16 protein-coding genes are annotated in these 20,868 nt (G+C 47.7%); 2 read left to right on the forward strand and 14 right to left on the reverse strand.

Going from position 1 to position 20,868, the window contains the following annotated elements:
* From tssM to tssB, 14 genes are all read right to left on the reverse strand, one after another.
* Positions 1-2,120, reverse strand: a 2,120-nt coding sequence (gene tssM / locus Xenpb_RS14965; RefSeq protein ID WP_255523156.1) for a type VI secretion system membrane subunit TssM, incomplete at its 3' end; no start/stop codon positions are given.
* Positions 2,121-2,209: 89 nt separating this feature from the next.
* On the reverse strand, positions 2,210-3,655 hold the full coding sequence (gene tssA, locus Xenpb_RS14970) for a type VI secretion system protein TssA (RefSeq protein ID WP_187655062.1): 1,446 nt from the start codon (positions 3,653-3,655) through the stop codon (positions 2,210-2,212).
* A gap of 5 nt (positions 3,656-3,660) precedes the next feature.
* On the reverse strand, positions 3,661-4,329 hold the full coding sequence (vasI, locus tag Xenpb_RS14975) for a type VI secretion system-associated protein VasI (protein ID WP_187655063.1): 669 nt from the start codon (positions 4,327-4,329) through the stop codon (positions 3,661-3,663).
* Positions 4,326-5,132, reverse strand: a complete 807-nt coding sequence (locus tag Xenpb_RS14980; protein ID WP_099112954.1) for a Fis family transcriptional regulator — start codon at positions 5,130-5,132, stop codon at positions 4,326-4,328. Before Xenpb_RS14980 ends, vasI begins: the two co-directional genes overlap by 4 nt.
* Positions 5,132-7,870, reverse strand: a complete 2,739-nt coding sequence (gene tssH, locus Xenpb_RS14985) for a type VI secretion system ATPase TssH (protein WP_187655064.1) — start codon at positions 7,868-7,870, stop codon at positions 5,132-5,134. The genes Xenpb_RS14980 and tssH overlap by 1 nt, the downstream gene beginning before the upstream one ends.
* Positions 7,871-7,879: 9 nt before the next feature.
* Complete coding sequence (gene icmH, locus Xenpb_RS14990; protein ID WP_255523154.1) at positions 7,880-8,647, reverse strand: type IVB secretion system protein IcmH/DotU; 768 nt, start codon at positions 8,645-8,647, stop codon at positions 7,880-7,882.
* A 2-nt stretch (positions 8,648-8,649) separates the two neighbouring features.
* Entirely contained in the window at positions 8,650-10,002 is a 1,353-nt protein-coding gene (gene tssK, locus Xenpb_RS14995; RefSeq protein WP_099112952.1) for a type VI secretion system baseplate subunit TssK, read from the reverse strand.
* A 2-nt stretch (positions 10,003-10,004) separates the two neighbouring features.
* Positions 10,005-10,559, reverse strand: coding sequence for a type VI secretion system lipoprotein TssJ (tssJ, locus tag Xenpb_RS15000; protein ID WP_187655065.1), 555 nt, complete (start codon positions 10,557-10,559; stop codon positions 10,005-10,007).
* Positions 10,543-11,838 carry a type VI secretion system-associated FHA domain protein TagH gene (gene tagH / locus Xenpb_RS15005; RefSeq protein ID WP_099112950.1) on the reverse strand — a complete coding sequence of 432 codons (1,296 nt, stop codon included), beginning with the start codon at positions 11,836-11,838 and terminating at the stop codon, positions 10,543-10,545. Before tagH ends, tssJ begins: the two co-directional genes overlap by 17 nt.
* 5 nt (positions 11,839-11,843) lie before the next feature.
* On the reverse strand, positions 11,844-12,896 hold the full coding sequence (gene tssG / locus Xenpb_RS15010; RefSeq protein ID WP_187655066.1) for a type VI secretion system baseplate subunit TssG: 1,053 nt from the start codon (positions 12,894-12,896) through the stop codon (positions 11,844-11,846).
* A complete protein-coding gene (tssF, locus tag Xenpb_RS15015; protein ID WP_187655067.1) occupies positions 12,860-14,692 on the reverse strand; it encodes a type VI secretion system baseplate subunit TssF in 1,833 nt (610 codons plus the stop codon). Before tssF ends, tssG begins: the two co-directional genes overlap by 37 nt.
* A complete protein-coding gene (gene tssE / locus Xenpb_RS15020) occupies positions 14,693-15,133 on the reverse strand; it encodes a type VI secretion system baseplate subunit TssE (RefSeq protein ID WP_187655068.1) in 441 nt (146 codons plus the stop codon).
* 2 nt (positions 15,134-15,135) lie between these two features.
* Positions 15,136-16,614, reverse strand: coding sequence for a type VI secretion system contractile sheath large subunit (gene tssC / locus Xenpb_RS15025; RefSeq protein ID WP_187655069.1), 1,479 nt, complete (start codon positions 16,612-16,614; stop codon positions 15,136-15,138).
* A gap of 20 nt (positions 16,615-16,634) precedes the next feature.
* Entirely contained in the window at positions 16,635-17,132 is a 498-nt protein-coding gene (gene tssB / locus Xenpb_RS15030) for a type VI secretion system contractile sheath small subunit (protein ID WP_047964027.1), read from the reverse strand.
* 918 nt (positions 17,133-18,050) lie between these two features.
* On the opposite strand from tssB, the gene Xenpb_RS15035 reads away from it, so the two are divergent.
* Together Xenpb_RS15035 and Xenpb_RS15040 are read left to right on the forward strand one after the other, a co-directional pair.
* Positions 18,051-18,569 carry an Hcp family type VI secretion system effector gene (locus Xenpb_RS15035; RefSeq protein ID WP_092519770.1) on the forward strand — a complete coding sequence of 173 codons (519 nt, stop codon included), beginning with the start codon at positions 18,051-18,053 and terminating at the stop codon, positions 18,567-18,569.
* Positions 18,570-19,168: 599 nt separating this feature from the next.
* A complete protein-coding gene (locus Xenpb_RS15040) occupies positions 19,169-20,860 on the forward strand; it encodes a ShlB/FhaC/HecB family hemolysin secretion/activation protein (protein ID WP_187655070.1) in 1,692 nt (563 codons plus the stop codon).
* Positions 20,861-20,868 lie beyond the last annotated feature (8 nt).

The following is a 20,868-nucleotide window of genomic DNA, read 5'->3' on the forward strand; positions in this document are numbered from 1 at the left end:
AAATAATCCATCAGGCCGTGACGGGTCAGTAACTGCGGGATCACCAACCGTTTTTCGTTGCTGGCAATAAACACGTCATCAAAGCTCGGGCCAATCTGGTCACGCAGGTTGATCGGCGCGGACAGGATATCCTGTGCCCTGATACGCAGGTTCTGGTAAACCCGTTGTTTGACGGAGAGGGCTTTCAGCTCCTGCTGGGCCTGCCGCATCGGCTTAACAAACGGGGCGAAACGATCGATGGCGCCCTGATCGCCTTTATCCCTCTTCTCTTTCCAGTCGGTCGTATCCAGGGCGTAATCCAGATGAGTCAGCAACGCTTCCTGTACATTACGCTGGCCATGGAACGCTTTACTCCAGCGCTCACGCATGTACTGCTCTACCAGCCCATTATTACGTTTGCTTTTATCTTCCATCATGCGCATCACCCGCAGGATTTCGAGTTTTTCCTCACTGCCTGCCGGTGCGTTATTCAGATCATCCAGCAACCCTTTCATCAGGGATGGCAGGAAACGCTGTTCCAGCAGTTCCACGTAAGTGCTTTCCACCCGTTGCCCAACGCTGCTGCCCTGATACAACGCCATGTCAGTCAGGAAAGATTTGTTTTCACGGTGGTTGCCGTAAGCCAGAGTTGCGTCACGGATCGGGTTCAACTGTGACAACTGGAGGTTACCGTAGCGGTCATCGCCTTGCGGCGGGGGAATGGACAGGAAGTTTTTCGCCTGTGCCAAGACTTCTTCACCCGCCCGGTAGTTTTTCTGGTAGAAATAATGCCAGCCGCCCCACATCGCCATGATGACCAGTGCGCTCACGGTGGAGAAGGTATACAACTGGCGGCGGTTACGGCTCAGCCAGATACGGTTTTCAGCCGCCAGATTCGGCTCTGCCAGTAAAACATCTTCAAACAAGGATTGGGTAAAGTACGGCAGGGTGTCGCCCGCCGGCCAGGTAGGGAATGCCTGCGAGCCCAGATGATACTGAGCCGAAGCGGATTGGGTGAACAGGTCGTCCATCTGTCCTACCTGATGCGCCGAGGTCAGATAAACCCCGCGCAGGGTCGGGCGATGGTGTTCGTCGTTATACAAAATGTCATCCAACATCTGGACGATATAGCTGTATAAGCCCTGAATCTGACGGGTGAAACTGAACAGGGCGCTGCGCTGGTTGGCATCCACATTGTTCAGCATCATGTCTGGCATGGCCGTGTTCAGGTTGTTCATCCACTGCTTCCAGAACTGTTCCAGCTCACTGCGCCACGCTTTTTCATCACGGTTATTCAGGCTGAATGTCACACCGAGAATCTCGTCACGCAGCTTGCGATCCAGTGACTGGTACATCGCTTCAAAGCCGTACAGCAGGTCAATTTTGGTCATGACCAGATAGAGCGGCAACTGACTGTGGAAAGTCAGGCGAATGTCTTGTAAACGCTGGTGAATTTCCCGCACGTAACGTTCACGCTGCTCGCGGCTGTCCGTCAGCAGGCGCAGGGTATCGACGGTCAGAATAATCCCGTTGAGTGGCTGGCGCTGACGGTTTTCGGTCAGCCAGTTCAGCAACGCTTCCCACAGGCGGCTGTTGATTTGTGGCTTGTCGCTGTTAAGCGGGACGGGCTGGTCAATCAACTGGCCTTTCGGATCGATGATGACCGCTTTTTCTCCCAACCAGCAACGCAGCATCAGAGGAATGTCTCCATCCTGACGCAGATATTCCGGTGCCGCGATTTCGGATAGCTTATAGCCTTCCTTAATCAGTGAGGTTTTACCGCTCTTCTGGCTACCGACCACCATGTACCACGGACGTTCGTACAAGTAATTGTACGAATCCAGGTGGCGTTGCAATTGGGATTTCCAGTGGTCGAGGTAGCGATCCTGATGTTCAATATCTACCCGAACCGGATCTACCACTTTCAGTTCAACGTCAAGATTGAGTTTTTCCAGTGTCCGCAAGCGACGCCACGCTTTCATGCCAATCCAGAACAGCACCATCATGATGATGATGGCGGTTGCCAGCCAGCGGGCCGCGAGGCTTTCCAGCGGATAGTCATTGCGGATTTGCCATTCAGGCCCCCACCACCAAACTGCTATCAGGAGCAGGCAGGGGATAAGCGCCAGAATCAGTGCCATCGTAGCCTTGAGACGTGGCAACGACTTAAACTTCGACAGCGCCGGTAAGGCCGATTTCAAAGGTGCCAAAGATGACAAAGAGGGCCATTTCATGGGTTAACGCTCCTGTTTGAAGCTGTATCCTTAGAGAAGGAAGGAAGTTTTTCAGCCAGTGAAGCCAGTAGGCCGGGTTCCCATTGAGTGAGTAACATGTGTTGTCCAGTGTGTAACAAGTTCCGGTAATGCTGTTGAGCCAGCGCTGTCATGCCTGCTTCTTCAAGCAATTGGGCATTGAGCAATTGGCCGTAGAATTGATCCCGTGGCTCGGTAAGCTGTTGCTGGTGTTCTTCCAACATTTTCAGGGCCGCTTCTAATCCCTGTTGCTGGAAACACTGCCAGATAGCTTCCTGATCAGCAGAAACGGAACCGTTGCCCGTTGTCGTTGGTTCAGGTGTGAGCCAGTTGAGGGTTTCTGGAGAAATAAACGGACTCATGTCGGAAAAACTTAAGGTTTTCAACACAGGTAACCGTTCCAGAAAAGCGTTCAGTTCGTCACGAATGGCCAGCGCGACGTTCACATAACCCAATTGTGCTGCCGCCTGTGCAGCAATGACATGCCCATCCAGCCAATAAGGTGCCAGCGTCAGGCTTTGCTCAATTTGCCGGAGCAATTTGTTGTCCGCCGTCGGCAATCGCGCCAGATAATCGGCTGTGCGATCCGCAGAGGTCGGTGCCAACGGGGTTTTGCCTGTCGCATTCGCCATGGGCGCCGTGGTAATGGTGTGCCAAACAGCGTGGCGACGCAGGGAGTAACCAATGGGCGATTCGGGGTGCCGTTCACACAGTAAGTCGGCTACCGTCAGCAGGGTCTGCTTCCACGCTTTTTCGCTTGAGCTGTTGACGTCCACTTCTGGCATCGGCGCCGCTTCGTAGGTCTGGGATGCGGGTTCCCCAGATTCCACTGTGGATGCCGGCGTAGTCGCTACCGGAGCCGATTTGGGTGCAGTAGGTACGGTTTCCGGCTGACGGTTATAACGAATACGCAGTTGATCAACTTCTTTAGCAAGTTCCGGTTCATTGGCATGCCAGCATTGAGCCAAGTGTGCAAACGCACCTTGTGCATCATCCCGTTCATTTTTGCTCGCCTGTTCAATGAAACTGCCTTGCGCGGACTCAAAACGCTTGAGTACCTGCTGCGCCAACCGACGCTTTATCAGCGGCTTGGCTGGCCACGCCTTTTCCCAGTAGTTTTTGACATATTCGGCCAATAATTCCAGGGCGAGGATCAACTCAGCAGCATTGCCGGCATGTTGCAAAGTACGCAACAGATGCACCATCAACCGAAAATCCTTGCAGTTTTCACTCAGCAGTTGCAATGCCTGCCGCTGGATCTCTTCAATATCCAACGAACTGTGCGACAGCGAGCCAAATTTGATCATTTCGCCGTCAATGTATTCCCATGAAGGTTCACCATCTCCCAGCGCTTTGCCAATCTGTTCATCGGACAAAGGCGCCAACAGAGAGCCGAACCAGTCAAATTGTGTTCTGATGTCCATGTCGATTACCAACGGCAAGCAGCACGCAATGGCTTCGCTGCCTGCTCCAACTGAGAAATGTTAAAGGTGATCTGATGACCATTACTGCCCGTAATGGTCATCCGTTCGCTGTTCATCAGGCGCTTGATTTCCTCAATGCCCGGTAAGCCACGGCTGGATTCCCATAAGTAACCGTGTTCGCGTACAAACCATTCAGTTCGGTACTCGGTTTTATCTGTTGTCACCGTGACAACTCCGGATTCCGCGGCTTTAGGCAGTGCCACCTGCAAACGGGTGATACTGTCAATACAGCTCAGCATTAATACAGGACGTGGAGGTGCTACCCCAATCGCGGGCGTGGTCAGAATAATCGGTGCCTCGCCGTTCTCTCCCTGCTTTACAATGAAATCAGTGGAGTAATCGGTACGTTTCATCTCCTGTTCCATCGCCTGCCGCCATAAAAATCCCATATTTTCGATAGGAATTTGTACAGTTTTGAACTTGAGGTTATTCAACGCACTGTCATAACATGCCAGCCGAATAAGAGGAGACGGCTCAAAACGGCAGTTATACAGTTCATCTAAATTTTGTTCTTCCTTTACCGCGACGGCTTCCTTTGGTTCTACCACCGCCGCAAGCTTTGGGTTCCCTGCCAATGACGCGAGTAATGAACTGATAATTAAAACAATATTCATAATCTACACCCGTATTTAGCCAGTTTGTAAACCAACGTCCGCTGGGCAATGCCTAAGCTTTGCGCAATCAATCGGGTGTCGTTACCAAACTGACGCTGACGTTGAACCAACACGGCGCTTTCAAATTCTTCTATGGCCTTTGGCAGATTATCGATATGACTGTAATCCACGGAGATACTGCTGACTGCCGCTGGGTTTTTCGATTCACTCAGGGAAGCAAGCAGTTCATCCAATTGTTTTTCTTTCTGGCGTTGAACCTGAAATACCTGACGAATTTGGCGTAACTGTCCACGCAGTTGTTCGAGTTCCTGCAATTTTTTCAGGCGATGCTGCATAACATGGCAATAAATGCCGAACATGTTTTCATTGTTGGTGAAATGGTTGACATTTTCGGCAAATATGGCGATTACACCGCAAGCCTGTCCGTTGCAGTCAAACAGGGGAATGCCGTACAACCCACAGTTATGCGGTAACTCTGCAATAAATGTACGGAAGTAGGGATCATCAATACGCGCCCCGTGATTAAGGGAATCCCAGATCGTTGGGGTTCCCTTGCGCAATACTTGTATCAACGGATTATTGACGTCATCGATAGCCACATGCAGCCGACGTGAATTGGTCTGCTGAGGTTCCGGCAGGTTGTAACTTTCCAGCCTGTTTTCAGTGATGTTGAGCAGGAAAACCAACAGGGCATCAAAACGCGAGCTATGGCTGACCTGCAAAACCTGCAAAAAATGGTCAACCAGTTGTTCTATAGTGTCATATTCCAATAACGCTAACGCGCTTTTCAGCCGCTGTTTCATTATTCTGCCTCCTCAACCTCTGCCTGAAACTCGTGCTCTGCTACGGTTAAGCGAATCGCGCTGATTTGTGTACCCGCAGCCATTTTCTGTAACAGCAGTAACGAAACCGGCGGTAACAATGCGCCATCAATGATGGACTCCAACATACGGGCGCCGTTTTCTGCACGGGTAGCGCGTTGCAGGATCTCTTCTGATACTTCATCACTGATAGTGACTTCGGCGTTGAAACGTTGAGTCAGCAGCGTATCCAGTCGGGCCAGTTTGCTCTGAATGATGGTTTTCAGTGTTTCATGGCCTAACGGCAGGTAAGGAATCACTTCCATACGTGCCAACAGTGCCGGCTTGAAGAATGCCGCCAATTCTGGATAAAGCAGGTCGTTGAGCTGATCAGGCTGCTCAGCATGGTCTACGATGGTTTGGTAGCCCAGATTAGAAGTCAGGAAGAACACGACGTTTTTACAGTCGATGATGCGTCCTTCTCCATCAGCCAGTTCCCCTTTGTCGAACGCCTGATAGAACAGGTTCAGTACATCCGGGTGCGCTTTTTCCACTTCATCCAGCAAAACAACGGAATACGGTTTCTGGCGGATAGCTTCGGTGAGCACGCCACCTTCTCCATAACCGACGTAACCCGGAGGTGAGCCAATCAGGCGGGAAACCGTATGTTTCTCCTGAAACTCAGACATGTTGATGGTGGTGAGGTATTGGCGACCGCCAAACATCAGTTCCGCAATTTGCAGGACAGTTTCGGTTTTACCGACTCCGCTTGGCCCCACCAGCAGGAATGCCCCCAGAGGACGACCGGGACGACGCAAGTCCGCGCGGGCAGTCAGCAGATGTTTATGCAGGCATTGGATCGCCGTTTCCTGCCCTTTGATGCTTTGCCCCAAATGCGTTGGCAGTTCAGTGACGATGGACAGCTCGCTCTGTGACAAGCGGTTCAGTGGAACGCCTGTCCACTCAGCAATGACCGACGCGATCTGGGTTTTGTCCACGTGTGGTGAAACCAGAGTTTGCTTCTGCTGTAGCTCTGCCAGTTGTACGTTAAGCACCGCCAGTTTTTCGATCAGGGATTGTTCATCGGCAGTTTCTTCGGCGGACTCAGCTTCTTCAACGGCCTTGTCTTGCTCGTTCGCTTCATTTTCTTCCGCGTTTTCAGCAATCTCTTCAACCGCTTTTTCCACGGCGGTTTCGGCCGTTTTTTCTGCATCAGCCGGTAAAGAATCATCAGCCAGCAACTGACTGCGCAGGTCGATGATCTGTTTCACCAATTCCTGCTGCTGTTGCCAATTGCTTTCCAGCTCAGCAAGTTGCCCCTGAATCTCTTTCTGCTGGTTTTGCAGCTCTTCCAATCGCTCCGCATGGACGTTCAGTCCCATACGTTGCTCTCTTTCCAGCACGTCGATTTCCATTTGCATCTGGTGCAATTCGGTCGTTAACGAAGAGATCTGACGTGGCGGCGAAGTCAGGTTGATAGCAACACGGGCACAGGCCGTATCCAGTACATCAATCGCTTTATCCGGCAGTTGACGGCCGGAAAGATAACGGTCGCTCAATACCGCAGAGGCTTTCAGCGCTTCATCATCAATCAGAACACCATGCGCCTGCTCATAAATGGCACGCAGGCCACGCATGATGACCGTGGCTTCGTCCGCGGTTGGCTCAGAGACTTTCACCAGTTGGAAACGACGGGACAGGGCCGCGTCTTTTTCGAAATATTTTTTGTATTCACTCCATGTGGTCGCTGCGATGGTTTTCAGTTCACCACGTGCCAGTGCTGGTTTCAGCAGGTTGGAGATATCCAGACCACCCGCTTGGTTACCGGCACCAATCAGAGTGTGGGCTTCATCGATAAACAGGATGATGGGTTTTGACGATTGGCTAATTTCAGCCATGATGCCTTTGAAACGTTTTTCAAATTCACCCTTAACCGCCGCACCCGCCTGCAATGCCCCAAGATCCAGTGTCATCAATTCACTGTTGCGTAATTTATCCGGTACGCGATCGTTAATAATGCGCAATGCCAGACCTTCAATCAGGGCGCTTTTACCTACACCGGCTTCACCGACAACGATAGGGTTGTTTTTGCGACGACGGCAAAGAATGTCGATCATCAGATCGATTTCATTATCACGGCACAAAACCGGATCAAGTTTGCCCTGACGGGCTTGTTCGGTCATGTTTTGGGTAAAACGCGCCAGCAGGCTGTCGCTGTTTGCCGGGTGTACACCCTGTCCCTCTTTATCGCTGGCAGCAAAAGGTTGCTCAGCAGAGCCATTCGTCCATTCAGCAAAATTCTGGCGGAGCAATTCACGGTTGATACCCGCTAGCAAACGCGCCGTTTGTGGTGCCAGATAACGCAGCGGGCTAAACAGCAGTGCAATCAGCATCACGCCACTGCGCAGTTCGCTGTGCTGCATTTCAGTGGAAGCCAGTAACCAACTATCCTGCAACCACTCCACCAGCATCGGGGAGAAATTGGGGTAAGTTTGCACAATCGATTGATGATGTGTCATCACTTGATCGAGTTGCTCTTTTACTAGATCTTTATCAATGTCTACTTTATTTAGAATCAGTCGCACATCACTGAGCGGGGTATCGATCATTTGAAGCAGCAGTTGTGCAACTGTGATTTCAGGTTGTTGCTGACTGACACAAGATGCCGCCGCCGCTTCCAGTGCATGGCGGGTCATCGGGTTTAAACGATTTACAAGAGTGGGCAGATCAATCTGAATCATAGCGACTTCCTATCTCAATAAGTTACTTAGCTGCTTTAATATGTCTTGGGTCTGATCACCGAGGCGAATGGCATAGAAGCTGTAAATGGCAATCAGCAAACCTGCGCTGATACAGAACAGGTGCTTGATAGTCCATCGTCTGCTCAAGCGATAACGCGCATCACTCTCGTTGATATTGACGTACAGCGTGGTTGGTGGAGCGTCTCCGCGCAGTGAGTGAAGCTGTTGTTGCAAGCGGCGGAACAGGCGCTCAAAGTCATCGCTTTTCTGGGTGCTGACTTTGTAACGTCCGCGATATCCCAGACAGAGACAGAGGTAAATGAACTCTAGCAGATGCTGGTAACGCTGAGCCTCTCCCATCAAGCGTTCAAGCAACACGAAAACTTTCTCACCCCCCCAAGTTTCATTGTGGAAGTGCACCAGCAGTGATTGCTTCAACCAGCCATTCTGACTGTTCCAACCATGCCCCAACGCGGTTTCATCAATGAAGGTGCACAGTACGTAACGAAATGAAACAATCGCGCCGGGTTCATAACCCTTCGTTTGCAGAAACTGCTCAATAGCCCGAATGTCAGTCACAACCTGTTGGTAAAGCTTGTCTGGCAGTGCCTGATCATTCATGTCCTGCAAGCGTAAAACCATCCCCAACAACGGGGTGGCGGCATCGATCATTGGGTTGAGGCTTTCACCCCGCAACGGTAGCTGGTACTGACGCTGAAATGTTTTCAGCGTTTCAGACTTTTCCAGCGACAGACTGTCAACATTGATATCACTCATGATTATTCCTTACCGCCCCTGATAGCCCAGAGCTGCATATCTAAGTCAGGGAAATCCCCTGATACGTGGAATGCGATGGAATTTCCTTGCTGGATTTCTTTCCATGCCGGGCTCTTCTGATCCAGACGGAAGTAGGTATATCCAGAGTGATATGGCAACTGGCGAGGTGCTGCGGACAGTGCAATCAGTGGCACGCCCGGCAACTGAACGCTGACCAGATCGCGGATTTTTTCCATCGAAGTGACTTTGGTTTGCTGGACGAACTGACGACGCAATTGTTCCTGCGGCGTGCTGGCACTGATTGCCAGTACGAATTCGGCTTTGCGCAGCAGATCATTGTCGTGGAGCGTTGCCACACGGATACCGCCTTCGTTCTGTTTCAGGGCAATCGACGTTGCACGTGGTGTCAGAACGACATTCAACGCATCACGGATTGCGTGCATTGCATCCTGGAAGGTGTCTGTCAGGTTATTGTGGTCATATGCCAATACATTCCCCGGCAGGCGGCTTGCATCTGTGAAGGTTCTCAGCTCACCACACGTCTGGAGCAGTTCGGTATATAAATGCAGCGGGTGCAGAACGGTTTGTTTTGCATAATGGTTGAACAACGGCTGAACACGGTTGAGCAATTGCAGCATCATAAATTCTGCTACATCCGCAACACCTTGCTGACCTGGCGAGCCGATACGTTTAGCCAATGTTCTTGAGCGTTCTGTCAGCAGGCCATCGATTTCCACCATGAAACGCTTGAGTTTGTCAGCCACAAAAATTGACAAACACGTCGGGATAAATTCGTTATCCAGAACGATGTTGCCATCTTTTTGCTTTTCTTTGATGCGGCACAGCGGGATCGCGGTGTACGCACTCATATCTTCTGAACCCTGCATCAGGACAGGCGTCAATTGGGCAAGATTAAGAACGAAGGAGTCACCGCCCTTGGTATGCAGGTCGCGGATATCCGTCGGCAATTCCCGATAACGCACCGCACTCTGAATTTCTGCATCCCGATCAGCAATTTCCCGGATGGTATCGCTGGACATGGGCAACGCCAGATAAATATCTTTGCTTTTCAGGTCATTGATATTTTCAATATCCAGCGGTTTTGGCAGCAAATCCTGGCTAGGTGCCGAAAATAAGGTGCCATCAGGCATAATGCCACTGGCTTCGGTAATCCCAATACGCCCCAGTTTAAGCAGATCATCATTGATGCTCAGAGAGCTGAAACCATGCGCATAAGGTGTCAATACTGAAACAAGGCTATGTGCCAAATAATCAATATGTTTTTGTTGTTGCTGAAAATGTTGTGGCTTGATGAATAATCCTTCGTGCCAAATCACCCGATTTTTACCTGGCATGATTACTCCTCCTCTTTTCTAAGTTCGACGTCGTTATTTCTGACATGCACCAAGATGTGGTAATGGCGACCGATGTCTTTTACCCGGATGATCTTTTTCCATTCAGATTGGTTTGCATCTGCATAGTGAACGATGACACCGATGTAACGGTTCTTCTTTTCCAGTGTGATGGCTTCCAAGGGCTTGTATTGCCCCGGCAACAGGGTGTAATCCTGATGATCGATGTAGTTTTTCCCCAGTGACTTTTCGAGTTTGTCGCTTTCAAGCTGGTCGTAATCCGCCGCCAGAAAACGAGAATCTTCACTGAGATAAACCAGATTCATTTCAACAGGAGCCGCTTCACCACCTTCATTGGGGTTGATGTCGGGTTCAGCCAGCAATGTAATGTTGGCAACAGAAGCCTGATCATCAGGTTTACCTACCGGCGTGGAAGGGTCCCAGATAACCTGACCAACTTTTTTTGTTGCGTTCCATGCACTGCTACAGCCGTTCAGCAACATCACTGACAGCAATAAAATCCCTACAGCCCATAGACGGCGACTAGCGGAATGTGTCATTGCTGGATTCCTCCAAGCCCTGACGCAATGCACGGTCATACGCCTGCTCATACACCTCGCGAAATAACTTTTCGAACCCTTGTTGGCGGCTGGAAGCTAATTCACGGTAATAATTGGTGTACATTTCCCACGCCCAGGATGCGTCTTTATTTTTGACTTCATTACTGCGGCGATAATGTGAGAAACGGCGGAGCAGTTGTTCTGGAGAGAAAGCTTCCAGCATGGTGTCCAGCGCGGCAGAAATGGCCACGCGGTTGGCCTGATAGTGCAGTTGCAGGTTTTGCAGGCTTTCCGCTACTGCCGCCGGCGCAGACAAGTGAACAGGGCTTTTCTGATCTGAAAACATCACCTGCATGGTCGTGTCATAATCCATGTTCAGGCGCAGCGGGTTATCTTCGATAGGACGTAGTTGTTTATCACGCAGCCCATGTTGTTCGCGCTGAAGCGCCAATAACCCTTCAATTGCGGCTTTCATGGTTTTGCCCATCTCTTGCAAAAAGTCATTCGCCTGCTGGCTATCGTGCAATGGCAGCCGGGCCTCCAGACCACGCATAAGAGGGGTAATAGCAACATGATCAACATCCATATCTTCGTACTGCCGATCGGAAGCGATATCCGGTAAATCAAGGAACTCCTGATCCATAACACTGCCTCGGTTATCAGAAATAGGGTTAGCAAATGGGGGGGATTGATAATGATCCGGTGGCAACAGTTGTTCCGTATCGTCGGCCTCAACTTCCGGTTTCAGCGTGGTCAGGCTTTCACTGTCAAGCACCCGGAGCGGATCATCACTGAAACGGTGCATCACCGTCGGCGCAATGCTTTCATCATGGGCAAACACGGATTTTTGTATCGGCGCGCCTTCCATCATGGCATCCAGCGGGTTGCTGTAACTGGAAACCAACGATTCCGGTGATACGGTTGAAGGATCAACGCGATCTGATTCAGAAAAACTGATGTGGATCTTGATCGACAAATTACCGACTTTGATTTGATCGCTTTGCTGCAAACGGATCAGACTTGACTGAGGCGTCAGGGTTGCATTGTTGATTTGCACCGGCTCAGCAAGCACTTGCAGGCAGAATGCCCCATCCTGCCACTTAATGGCGAATTGTGATGGACGGACATTTCCCTGCTGATCCTGCACAGACCAAAGGTGGCTTTCACTGCTACCGACCGTACCGCCCTGTGTCGAGAACTGGCAATTGGCGGCTTTACCACTTTCCAACTGTTCACTATTAAGAACCCGCAATGAAAGGGTTGGTTGATGTTTTTCCATAGTCGTTATTCCATAACTGAAATTGTGACAAAGGGTTTCTTTTCCGGTTCGCCGAGAAAACTGGTCCACCCCAGATGGTTATTCTGCTTCGCTCCCAACACCATGCCGCTAACCTGATTCTCAGCCAGACCAAGGCGCAGTTCCCAGGCAAACTGACTGCGCATGACGAAGGAGATAAACATCACCAAAGGGAAATAGTTCTTTCCATCAGGCAGGAATGACAGAAACCGATCACGCGTCAGGTTATTGATGCTGAGCAGGAATTTTCCGCTGTAATCCCCAACCCATGAACCGATGGTGAAGTTATGTCCCAATACAGACAGTTCGGTATCACCGATTTTCTGCCCTTTATTGGTTCCCCCCAGACGATTCTGCTGATCCATCGGGATGGTGACTTTTCTGAATTGCCAGCCGTGCAGCGTGACATCCTGCAAATCAAAACAGTGGGAAACGAGGCTGCATATCACTTCCGGTGAGCGCCCAGGGCTTGCCAGCAATCCGGCATACGCCAGCATTTTGCTGTGGTTGATGTTCAGCATCCGGCGGTTGACATCACTGCCTAAACCGACAAGAGAGAACATGCGCTGGGAAAAGCCATCTTCCCCGCTCTTCTTGAAGCAGATGTAATAGCGGTATTTCCGCCAGATCTGATGCAGGAGCGTAATTAAGCGATGGTTGAAAATATTGAGAAAATCCGTCAGTCGGTTTTCTCCTTGGGCATCTTCCCATGCCAGTGAATCCAGATAGTAGCCCGGCATCGGAGACTGGCTACCGTGCAATCCCATAAAGGAAACTTCCAATTCGAAGTATCCTTTGCTGGATTGTGTGAGTGAGATGACGTCACGAGTCGGAAATGCCAGACTGGCACTGGATCGGAAACGGACAGATTCCAAATCGGGGCGATCTGTCTCTCCGGTTTTCTCCCACGCTACCGCAAGCTGGTTAAGCAGCTCAACCAACTGGTAAAAGTTGTACTGTGAGATGTCCAATGCCAGCGGTGTGGCAGAACCCTGCTCAGTGATTACATCAACGAGTGTTGACCTATCTGTACCGGCCATTCATAACATTCCTGATTATCTAGATTGATTACCTTCAACATATGAAAAGCATTGACGCTGGCATACAGTGAGAAAAACCGTGACAGAATCGTACTGAACAGATAAAGCTCGCCTTCTGAACTGAATGCCTGTTGCCGGATATAGAGCGTTGAGCGCAATCCACGCACAGGCTGACCACGGAACAGACGATCTGTCGGCTCTGTTTCAATCTTTTCAATGGCATCAAGACGTTTCTGCGATGAGCGCTTGGACTGTCGGTTGTGAATACTTGGAAAATCGTAAGTACGCAGTACCTGTTTCAGCGCGTCCCTATCTAGCAATGACATGTAGTTCAGCGACATGTTTGACAGCAGTGACCAATGCAACCCGCCATCCAGCAGAGGATAGAGAGGCACTGACGGCCGCGTGATATTACGGAATGTCGCAAATGACGGGCTGCCGATTGAGGGATAATTAATATCGCCAACACGCAGTTCCAGCGGCAATTCACGGTTGGTACAGGTCAATCTGATAGAGACATTCTCTTTCAGCTTGAGTCTGAGCAGATCGGATTCATCTCCCCGCACAAAAGAGATGAAATGTTCCAACCCCCTGCGGAAAGGCGATTCTTTCACCCGAAGGCGGTAATAACGCATTGAGCGTTCGTCTTCGTTATCAATCTGGTGATTGAAACTCTCAAACGGGGTATAAACACGTTCGCCAATACGGGCGCGGCTGCGTTCGCCATTTTCACCTGTCAGCCAGCTTTCTACGCCGTCAATGGAGAAAATGTCGTAGTTATCTGGAAAACTGTAACTGGCCTTCAATGGATATTCAGTCTGACTGCCATTGAGTTCAATGGCTTCACTGTCCATAGGGAACAGGTTGATTGCCGGCGTACAGTGCAGACGAAAAGTGTCATGGCGGATCTTGGCTTCTGGTGGCAGTGCCTGAGAAAAATGTAAATTCAGTTTGAAATCTTTGGTTTTAAGATCCTCAGACAGTTTCGGGAAGCCTTTTACATCAAAAAACAGGAAGCTTTCCGCGAAACAGAAATATTCCTGCAAAATGCGATATCCCATGTAAGCATTTTTCGGGTAAGGCAACAGCGCATCTTCCCGCTCAAATCCCACGGGCACAAAATCAAAATCGGGCAGCGGGATCACGGTATCGCCCACAACCAATTCCGCTTTTCTGAAGTAATAGCAGAGCCAGAAATAGAGCTGAGAAGTGGTATAGTCATCACCACTCAGATAAAAGCGCAGTTTGTCCAGCTCCAGTTCATGCAGGCTCAGTTCGGTCTTCGAGGCAAAATTCAGGCCGATGATCCCGTTCTCATTACTGTTATTGACGGAAATGTCGCGGATGGAAAGGGGAAATAACCACACATCACGGCAGAGCGTGAAGGTACAGCGACCGTGATCGTCTTTTTTACCATCCGATTTTTCGTTCGAATAAATATCATCTTGAGTCGACAGCGTGTGGCTCATAATCTGAGTGCCACGCTTAACCTGTGTCGCTTTCGTCACCACGCTCTCATCAGGGGTATACTCAATGATGGTCATGCTTGGGGTTGGACGCAGATAGTTCGGCCAAAGCATATTGAGCAGGCCGTGGGTCAATTCAGGGAACTGATCATCAATCTTTGCCCGCAGGTTGCCTGTCAGGAATGCAAAACCTTCGAGCAAACGCTCAACGTCGGGGTCAGAACCTTGTTCTGACAGAAATGCAGCAAGATGAGGACGCTCAACTGCGGCTTCTTTCCCCAGTTGTCGCAGATAGTTCAACTCATCTCTGAAATATTTTTCAAATGACATTTATTGAGTTCGCTCCAGGCAGTAGCGTCGGTTGTTATCCAACTGGATGCTAAATTCCACAAGGTCGTTGATATCATCCAGAGAAATTTCAGCGCTGATATGAAAGTTCAGCAGCAACGGATCTGAATCATCATTGATAGCGCTGACAGAAACCGCTGATATTCTGGGCTCATAATTTCTGATGCACTCTTCAATCGCCCATTCGATACTTTGCTTGAAATCCACCGATGTTGCGGTCGCGTCATTAAGATCAATGACACCCAGGTCAATGGCGCTTTGGCACGCACCGGGACGGGAATTCAGCACTTGATTCAAATGCTTCTTGATAGAATCAAGCAGTGCACGCATCCTTGACTGACGGGAAGAGCCGGAGCTCTTCCCTTGAATGCGCTCGAACAGACTGGCAGAGCTGCCTCTGTTCCAACTGTACAGCGCAGCCATGATTATTCCTTATCCAAACGTCCAACCAGAGACAGTTCGAAGCTTGCACCCATGTACTTGAAGTGCGGGCGAACCTGCATCGCAACCTGATACCAGCCTGGATCGCCTTCAACATCCAGGACCTTGATTTCGGCTGCACGCAGAGGACGACGGCTGCGAACGTCAGTGGGTGGGTTTTCCTGATCAGCAATGTACTGTTTCAGCCACATGTTCAGTTCACGCTCCAGATCCTGACGCTCTTTCCAGGAGCCGATCTGTTCACGCTGCAATACTTTGATGTAGTGAGCCAGACGGTTGATGATGAACATGTACGGAAGCTGCGTACCCAACTTGTAGTTGGTTTCCGCGATTTTCCCTTCACGGGTATTCGGGAAAACTTTTGGCTTCTGCACTGAGTTTGCAGAGAAGAATGCGGCGTTATCGCTACCCTTACGCATGGTCAGGGTGATGAAACCTTCTTCTGCCAGTTCAAATTCACGACGGTCAGTGATCAGAACTTCGGTTGGGATCTTCGCCTGAACCTGGCCCATTGCTTCGTACAGGTGAACAGGCAGGTCGCTTACAGCACCACCGCTCTGTGGGCCAATGATGTTTGGACACCAACGGTATTTAGCGAAGCTGTCAGTCAGACAACTTGCCAGCAAGTACGCAGTGTTACCCCACAGGAAGTGCTCGTGGTCACGGCTGACATTTTCCTGATAGTTGAAGTTCTTGATTGGGTTTTCAACACTGGAATAAGGCAGACGCAGTAAGAAGCGAGGAGCCGTCAGGCCTAAGTAACGTGAATCTTCAGATTCGCGCAGTGCACGCCATTTAGTATGTGAAGGGCCTTCGAAGACAGACTTCAGATCTTTGATGGCAGGCAGATCGGTAAAGCTGTTAACACCGAAGAACTCAGGTGAAACAGAAGACAAGAATGGCGCATGAGCCATCGCACCCACTGAACTAACGTACTGCATCAGTTTGATGTCAGGTGTTGTGTTACCGAACGCATAGTTACCGATGACGGCAGCAACAGGTTCACCACCGAACTGGCCGTAGCCTGTGGAGTAAACGTGTTTGTAGAAACCAGACTGAATAATTTCAGGAGAGAATTCAAAATCTTCCAACAATTCATCTTTAGTGGCATGAATGATGTTGATTTTGATGTTTTCACGGAAATCAGTGCGATCCACCAGAATTTTCAGTGAACGCCAAGAAGATTCCAGTTCCTGGAATTGCTTGGCATGCATAATTTCATCCATCTGCTCGCTGAGCTTTTTGTCCAGCTCAACGATCATTTTATCAACAAGCAGTTTATTGATAGGTTCTTCGTTAGAGCCAGTGTCCAAAATGCTGCCAATAAACGCGGCAACACCTTGTTTAGCAATGTAGTAGCCGTCATTTTCCGGTGTCATTCTCGCTTGGGACATAATCTCATCAAGCAAGGAGGTCGTTGCGCCAGAAGCAATAGCTGTACTGTTTTCTTCGTGCTGAGCCATTTAAAAATTCCTTTAACCAGTTATTTTTTATTGACGATTTCAAGTTCTTTCAGGAGTTGCTCACGAACGGATTCATCATCCAGCAGTGACTGTAAGCGAGAACGAAATGCCGGGATATTTCCCAATGGGCCTTTTAACGCAACTAATGCCTCACGAAGTTCGAGAAGTTTATTTAATTCAGGGACTTTCTTCGCGATATTATCTGGTGAAAAATCGCTCAGAGATTTTATATCTACATTAACTGATAGATCTTCTTCACTTTTTTCATCAAGGCGGTTAGGAACATTAAAAGTCAGGTTGATGTTCGCTTCATTCATTACGGCATTAAAGTTGTTCTTATTGATAGAAACTGTTTGCCGTTCTTCAATTGGCGTATCTTCGCTCTTTCCTTTCAAGTCACCAACAACCAGAAGATTCAGAGGTAATTCAACTTCTGCGGTTTGATCACCGGTATTAGGAACATACTTAATATTAATTCTTTCTTTCGGAGCTACGCTACCTGGACTATTCTTACTCATATTTGAATCCCTTTGGCTAATACAACCATGAACTGTCTAACAACTCATTATTGGTGAGAGAATGATTCCAATGTTTACCTATATAGCAAATACAGAAGATCTCCCTAAAAAAATAGGCAAAAGAAGATAACTATATTTGCAGGCACGAATAGTTTTATATCAACATATAGTTAAATAATCAGATATATCCTATCCAATCGTGGAAATAACATCGATATGAAAAATCGTCAAGTTCGAGTTTGACATTTTATTTTTTTGATGTAAAGCCAAAACACAAATTGATAAAAGCCTCTATTCAAGCTTTTAATCCATTCATATCAATACATAGCCAGTTATAAACAATTTTTTCTCTTACAATAGAGAAAAGTTTGGTTTTACTCTCTACAGGAGTATGCAGACCTATTACCTGTTAATTGTATAAAAAGAAATATTTTTCATTTTCACCTGAATAAAATATAACCTTAAAGTCGTATTTCATAATTATCGTCAATATCATTTTTTATTCTATTTTGATTAATTATTTATCATTACAATCCAAATTATTTTCATTTTTTTGATCTAGTTAACACTTTCTGCATGATCATGAAAAACATTTAAATTAAAAATAAAATATCATTATATATCAATATGTTAAAATGACACCAAAATCAGAGAACATTTTATAACCAGTTTAACCGGCTTATTGTTTATAAAAACTCAGCCATAAATTTTACAACGGCAATGATTATAAAATTTTTATTTGTCATTGAATTAGAGTGCGAGTTGCATTTTCCAAATGACTTTGCATTAGACAATTTCAGCTTTATTATTCGCCCCGAGTGTTTGGCAAACGATAATTTCATTTGATTCATAAATGGAATAATCACGCAAGGAACGAACACTTACACTAATATTGGTAATTTTTTATAGGATATTCATATGCCAACTCCATGTTATATTTCCATCAATGGTAAAACTCAGGGCAATATTACCGCTGGCGCATTCACTGCTGAATCCGTAGGTAATATCTTTGTTCAAGGTCACGAAGACGAAATGCTGGTTCAAGAATTTGACCACATCGTTACTGTTCCAACTGATCCACAGTCTGGACAGCCTTCTGGCCAGCGTGCGCACAAGCCATTCCGCTTTACCGTTGCATTGAATAAAGCAGTTCCTCTGCTTTACAACGCATTAGCTTCTGGCGAAATGCTGACTACTGTAGAGCTGAAATGGTACCGTACATCTATCGAAGGTAAACAAGAGCATTTCTTCACTACTAAACTGGTAGATGCAACTATCGTTGATATCGACTGCAAAATGCCACACTGCCAGGACCCAGCAAAATCTGAGTTCACTCAGTTGGTTCGTGTTTCTCTTTCTTATCGTAAGATCGAGTGGGAACACACTACTGCTGGTACTTCTGGTGCTGACGACTGGCGCGCGCCAATTGTTGCTTAATATCTTCTTCATTAAGTATTAAGTAATAACCTTTCAGCCAATGAATATTATTCATTGGCTGATTCAATCAGATATTTCTTGATTTACCTGCCAATTTAATTTAATTCCTTTTTTTCTCTCTTATATTTGTTTTTCTGATTCTTTCCCGCTGTCAGATTTTTATGTAGTAATTATTTTCACAATGAATAAAGATGAATGAATTCATAATTACATTTGTCATTAATGAACAATAAATCATCTAATGATAAATAAATGCCTTGCCTCATGTTTTGCCCCTTTCCCCTAAAAACCCTTTCATCAATATGACATAAGCAAAACTTTCAAATAAACAGCACAAAGTGAAACGGGAATTTTAATTAAAGCTAAATTGCATTTGACTTATATCCTTAATAATTAGAAGGAAAATAACTAATGCGAGTTATTATAAGTCACTAAAAGAAATTTATAACTACAAATAATCGTTCAGAACAAAAAGCAACTATTAATCAGTACAAAATAAAATATTTTCTATGCTCTAATGATTAATTAATAAACCAGGAAGGTTAATCTTAACCCAACACGATACTTTTCCCATCAACTATTGTCATTTGGGTACTCCCATGATTAAAAGGACGACAATTTTCATCTTATTAGGTACTGCACTTCAGGTAAACGCATCACCTGATGTGATGTCCACTATTCTCCCTACAGATGAAACGAGAAGAACCTTACAGGATAGCTCAAGGGAAATAGATCAGTTAATTGAAGAACGCCGCCATCAGGGACTAATCAATCGTACCGATAGTGTGTCACCACAAAAAGTTTCCCCTGTACTGGTGGATGCACCACCGTGCCTGGCTATCAACGGCGTTTATCTTCAGGGCATTACTCTACTTTCGCTGAGTGACTTAAATTCGCTCAGCGCACTTCCCGAGAGTTGTATCACCAGCAATGATATTAATAAGCTATCAGCAGAAATAACTAACCTTTATGTTGCCAAAGGCTATATTACAGCGCGAGTGCAATTTATTCCCCCCAACCAAAATGGCGAACTGGGGATCAATGTGGTTGAAGGTTTTGTTGAAGCGGTAGAAGGCAGTGATCGCTGGATCAATAGCCAGACGCTCTTCCCGAACCTGATAAACAAGCCACTGAACCTGAACCAACTTGATCAAGGTCTGGATCAGGCGAATCGTCTGCGCTCAAACAAAACAACTCTCGATATTCTGCCCGGTACAGTTAATGGTGGCTCCATCGTTAAACTGCACAACCGGCATTCCACCCCGTGGAGAATAACCACCACAACCGATAATTACGGGCAAAAAAGCACCGGGAAATGGATTACGCGGCTTAATGCCAGTGTAGACAGCCCACTGGGATTATCTGACTTTGCCAGCCTCAGTGGCAGCAGCACGATTGATAAACCCAATCACCAGTACAACCGCGCCTATACCCTGTTTTATTCGATCCCTTACGGCGCCGTTACTGTCAGCGGATTCAACAGCTATTCCCAATATACCGGCCATCCGCACTTTCAGAGGCATTCGTTCAAGATACACGGAAATTCAAAGCAAACAGGAATGCGTACCGATTGGGTATTCCATCGCAATCAATATCAGATCGATACCCTACACGCCCAATTGGCTTACAAGAATTACAGCAACTATTTCGGGGGCTCCAAACTTATTACCAGTAGCCAGACATTGAGTATATTAGAGCTAGGAATTAACCACTTACAAATCATTCCCGCAGGGTTGATCTCCCTTGATATGAGTATTGAACAGGGAATGCCGTGGTTTGGTGCCCAGACCGGCATAACCAGTCTGAATAACCGATTTACCAAAGGTAAATTATCAGCAAATTTGCAGCAGCGTTTCAAGCTCTTTGATAAGCCTTACCATTTTAATAGCCAATTTTACGCCCAGTACAGCCCAAGTGGGCTGCCGGGTGTTGAGTGGGTTAATGTGACCGACCGCAATACGGTACGAGGTTTCAGCAAAAATGTGTCATCAGGCGATAACGGCTGGTATCTGAGGAATACGCTTTCCCACTCAATACCCATCTCTAATGGCTCACTGTCACTGCGTACAGGCGTGGATATCGGACAGACCAAAGGCCATCGCAGTCAGAATAACAGGCAAAGCAACCAGAATAACTGGCAAAGCAGTGCCGGATTAAGTGCTGGTCTGACACTGCGCTATCAGCAACTGGTTGCCGATATCGAGGTAAGCCGAGGCAAATTGCTCTCCCATCAAAATAGGAACACGGATGAACCTATGCAACTGTTAACCCGCTTTTCTTACACTTTTTAGTTTATTAC

Origin of the sequence: Xenorhabdus sp. PB62.4 (assembly GCF_014467285.1) — a bacterium.
Classification (GTDB): Bacteria; Pseudomonadota; Gammaproteobacteria; order Enterobacterales; family Enterobacteriaceae; genus Xenorhabdus.

Bases quoted from the DNA above. Each gene is read 5' to 3' on its own strand.
- tssA (WP_187655062.1), bottom strand. From the start codon at position 3,655: ATGGACATCAGAACACAATTTGACTGGTTCGGCTCTCTGTTGGCGCCT.
- vasI (WP_187655063.1), bottom strand. From the start codon at position 4,329: ATGAATATTGTTTTAATTATCAGTTCATTACTCGCGTCATTGGCAGGG.
- Xenpb_RS14980 (WP_099112954.1), bottom strand. From the start codon at position 5,132: ATGAAACAGCGGCTGAAAAGCGCGTTAGCGTTATTGGAATATGACACT.
- tssH (WP_187655064.1), bottom strand. From the start codon at position 7,870: ATGATTCAGATTGATCTGCCCACTCTTGTAAATCGTTTAAACCCGATG.
- icmH (WP_255523154.1), bottom strand. From the start codon at position 8,647: ATGAGTGATATCAATGTTGACAGTCTGTCGCTGGAAAAGTCTGAAACG.
- tssK (WP_099112952.1), bottom strand. From the start codon at position 10,002: ATGCCAGGTAAAAATCGGGTGATTTGGCACGAAGGATTATTCATCAAG.
- tssJ (WP_187655065.1), bottom strand. From the start codon at position 10,559: ATGACACATTCCGCTAGTCGCCGTCTATGGGCTGTAGGGATTTTATTG.
- tagH (WP_099112950.1), bottom strand. From the start codon at position 11,838: ATGGAAAAACATCAACCAACCCTTTCATTGCGGGTTCTTAATAGTGAA.
- tssG (WP_187655066.1), bottom strand. From the start codon at position 12,896: ATGGCCGGTACAGATAGGTCAACACTCGTTGATGTAATCACTGAGCAG.
- tssF (WP_187655067.1), bottom strand. From the start codon at position 14,692: ATGTCATTTGAAAAATATTTCAGAGATGAGTTGAACTATCTGCGACAA.
- tssE (WP_187655068.1), bottom strand. From the start codon at position 15,133: ATGGCTGCGCTGTACAGTTGGAACAGAGGCAGCTCTGCCAGTCTGTTC.
- tssC (WP_187655069.1), bottom strand. From the start codon at position 16,614: ATGGCTCAGCACGAAGAAAACAGTACAGCTATTGCTTCTGGCGCAACG.
- tssB (WP_047964027.1), bottom strand. From the start codon at position 17,132: ATGAGTAAGAATAGTCCAGGTAGCGTAGCTCCGAAAGAAAGAATTAAT.
- Xenpb_RS15035 (WP_092519770.1), top strand. From the start codon at position 18,051: ATGCCAACTCCATGTTATATTTCCATCAATGGTAAAACTCAGGGCAAT.
- Xenpb_RS15040 (WP_187655070.1), top strand. From the start codon at position 19,169: ATGATTAAAAGGACGACAATTTTCATCTTATTAGGTACTGCACTTCAG.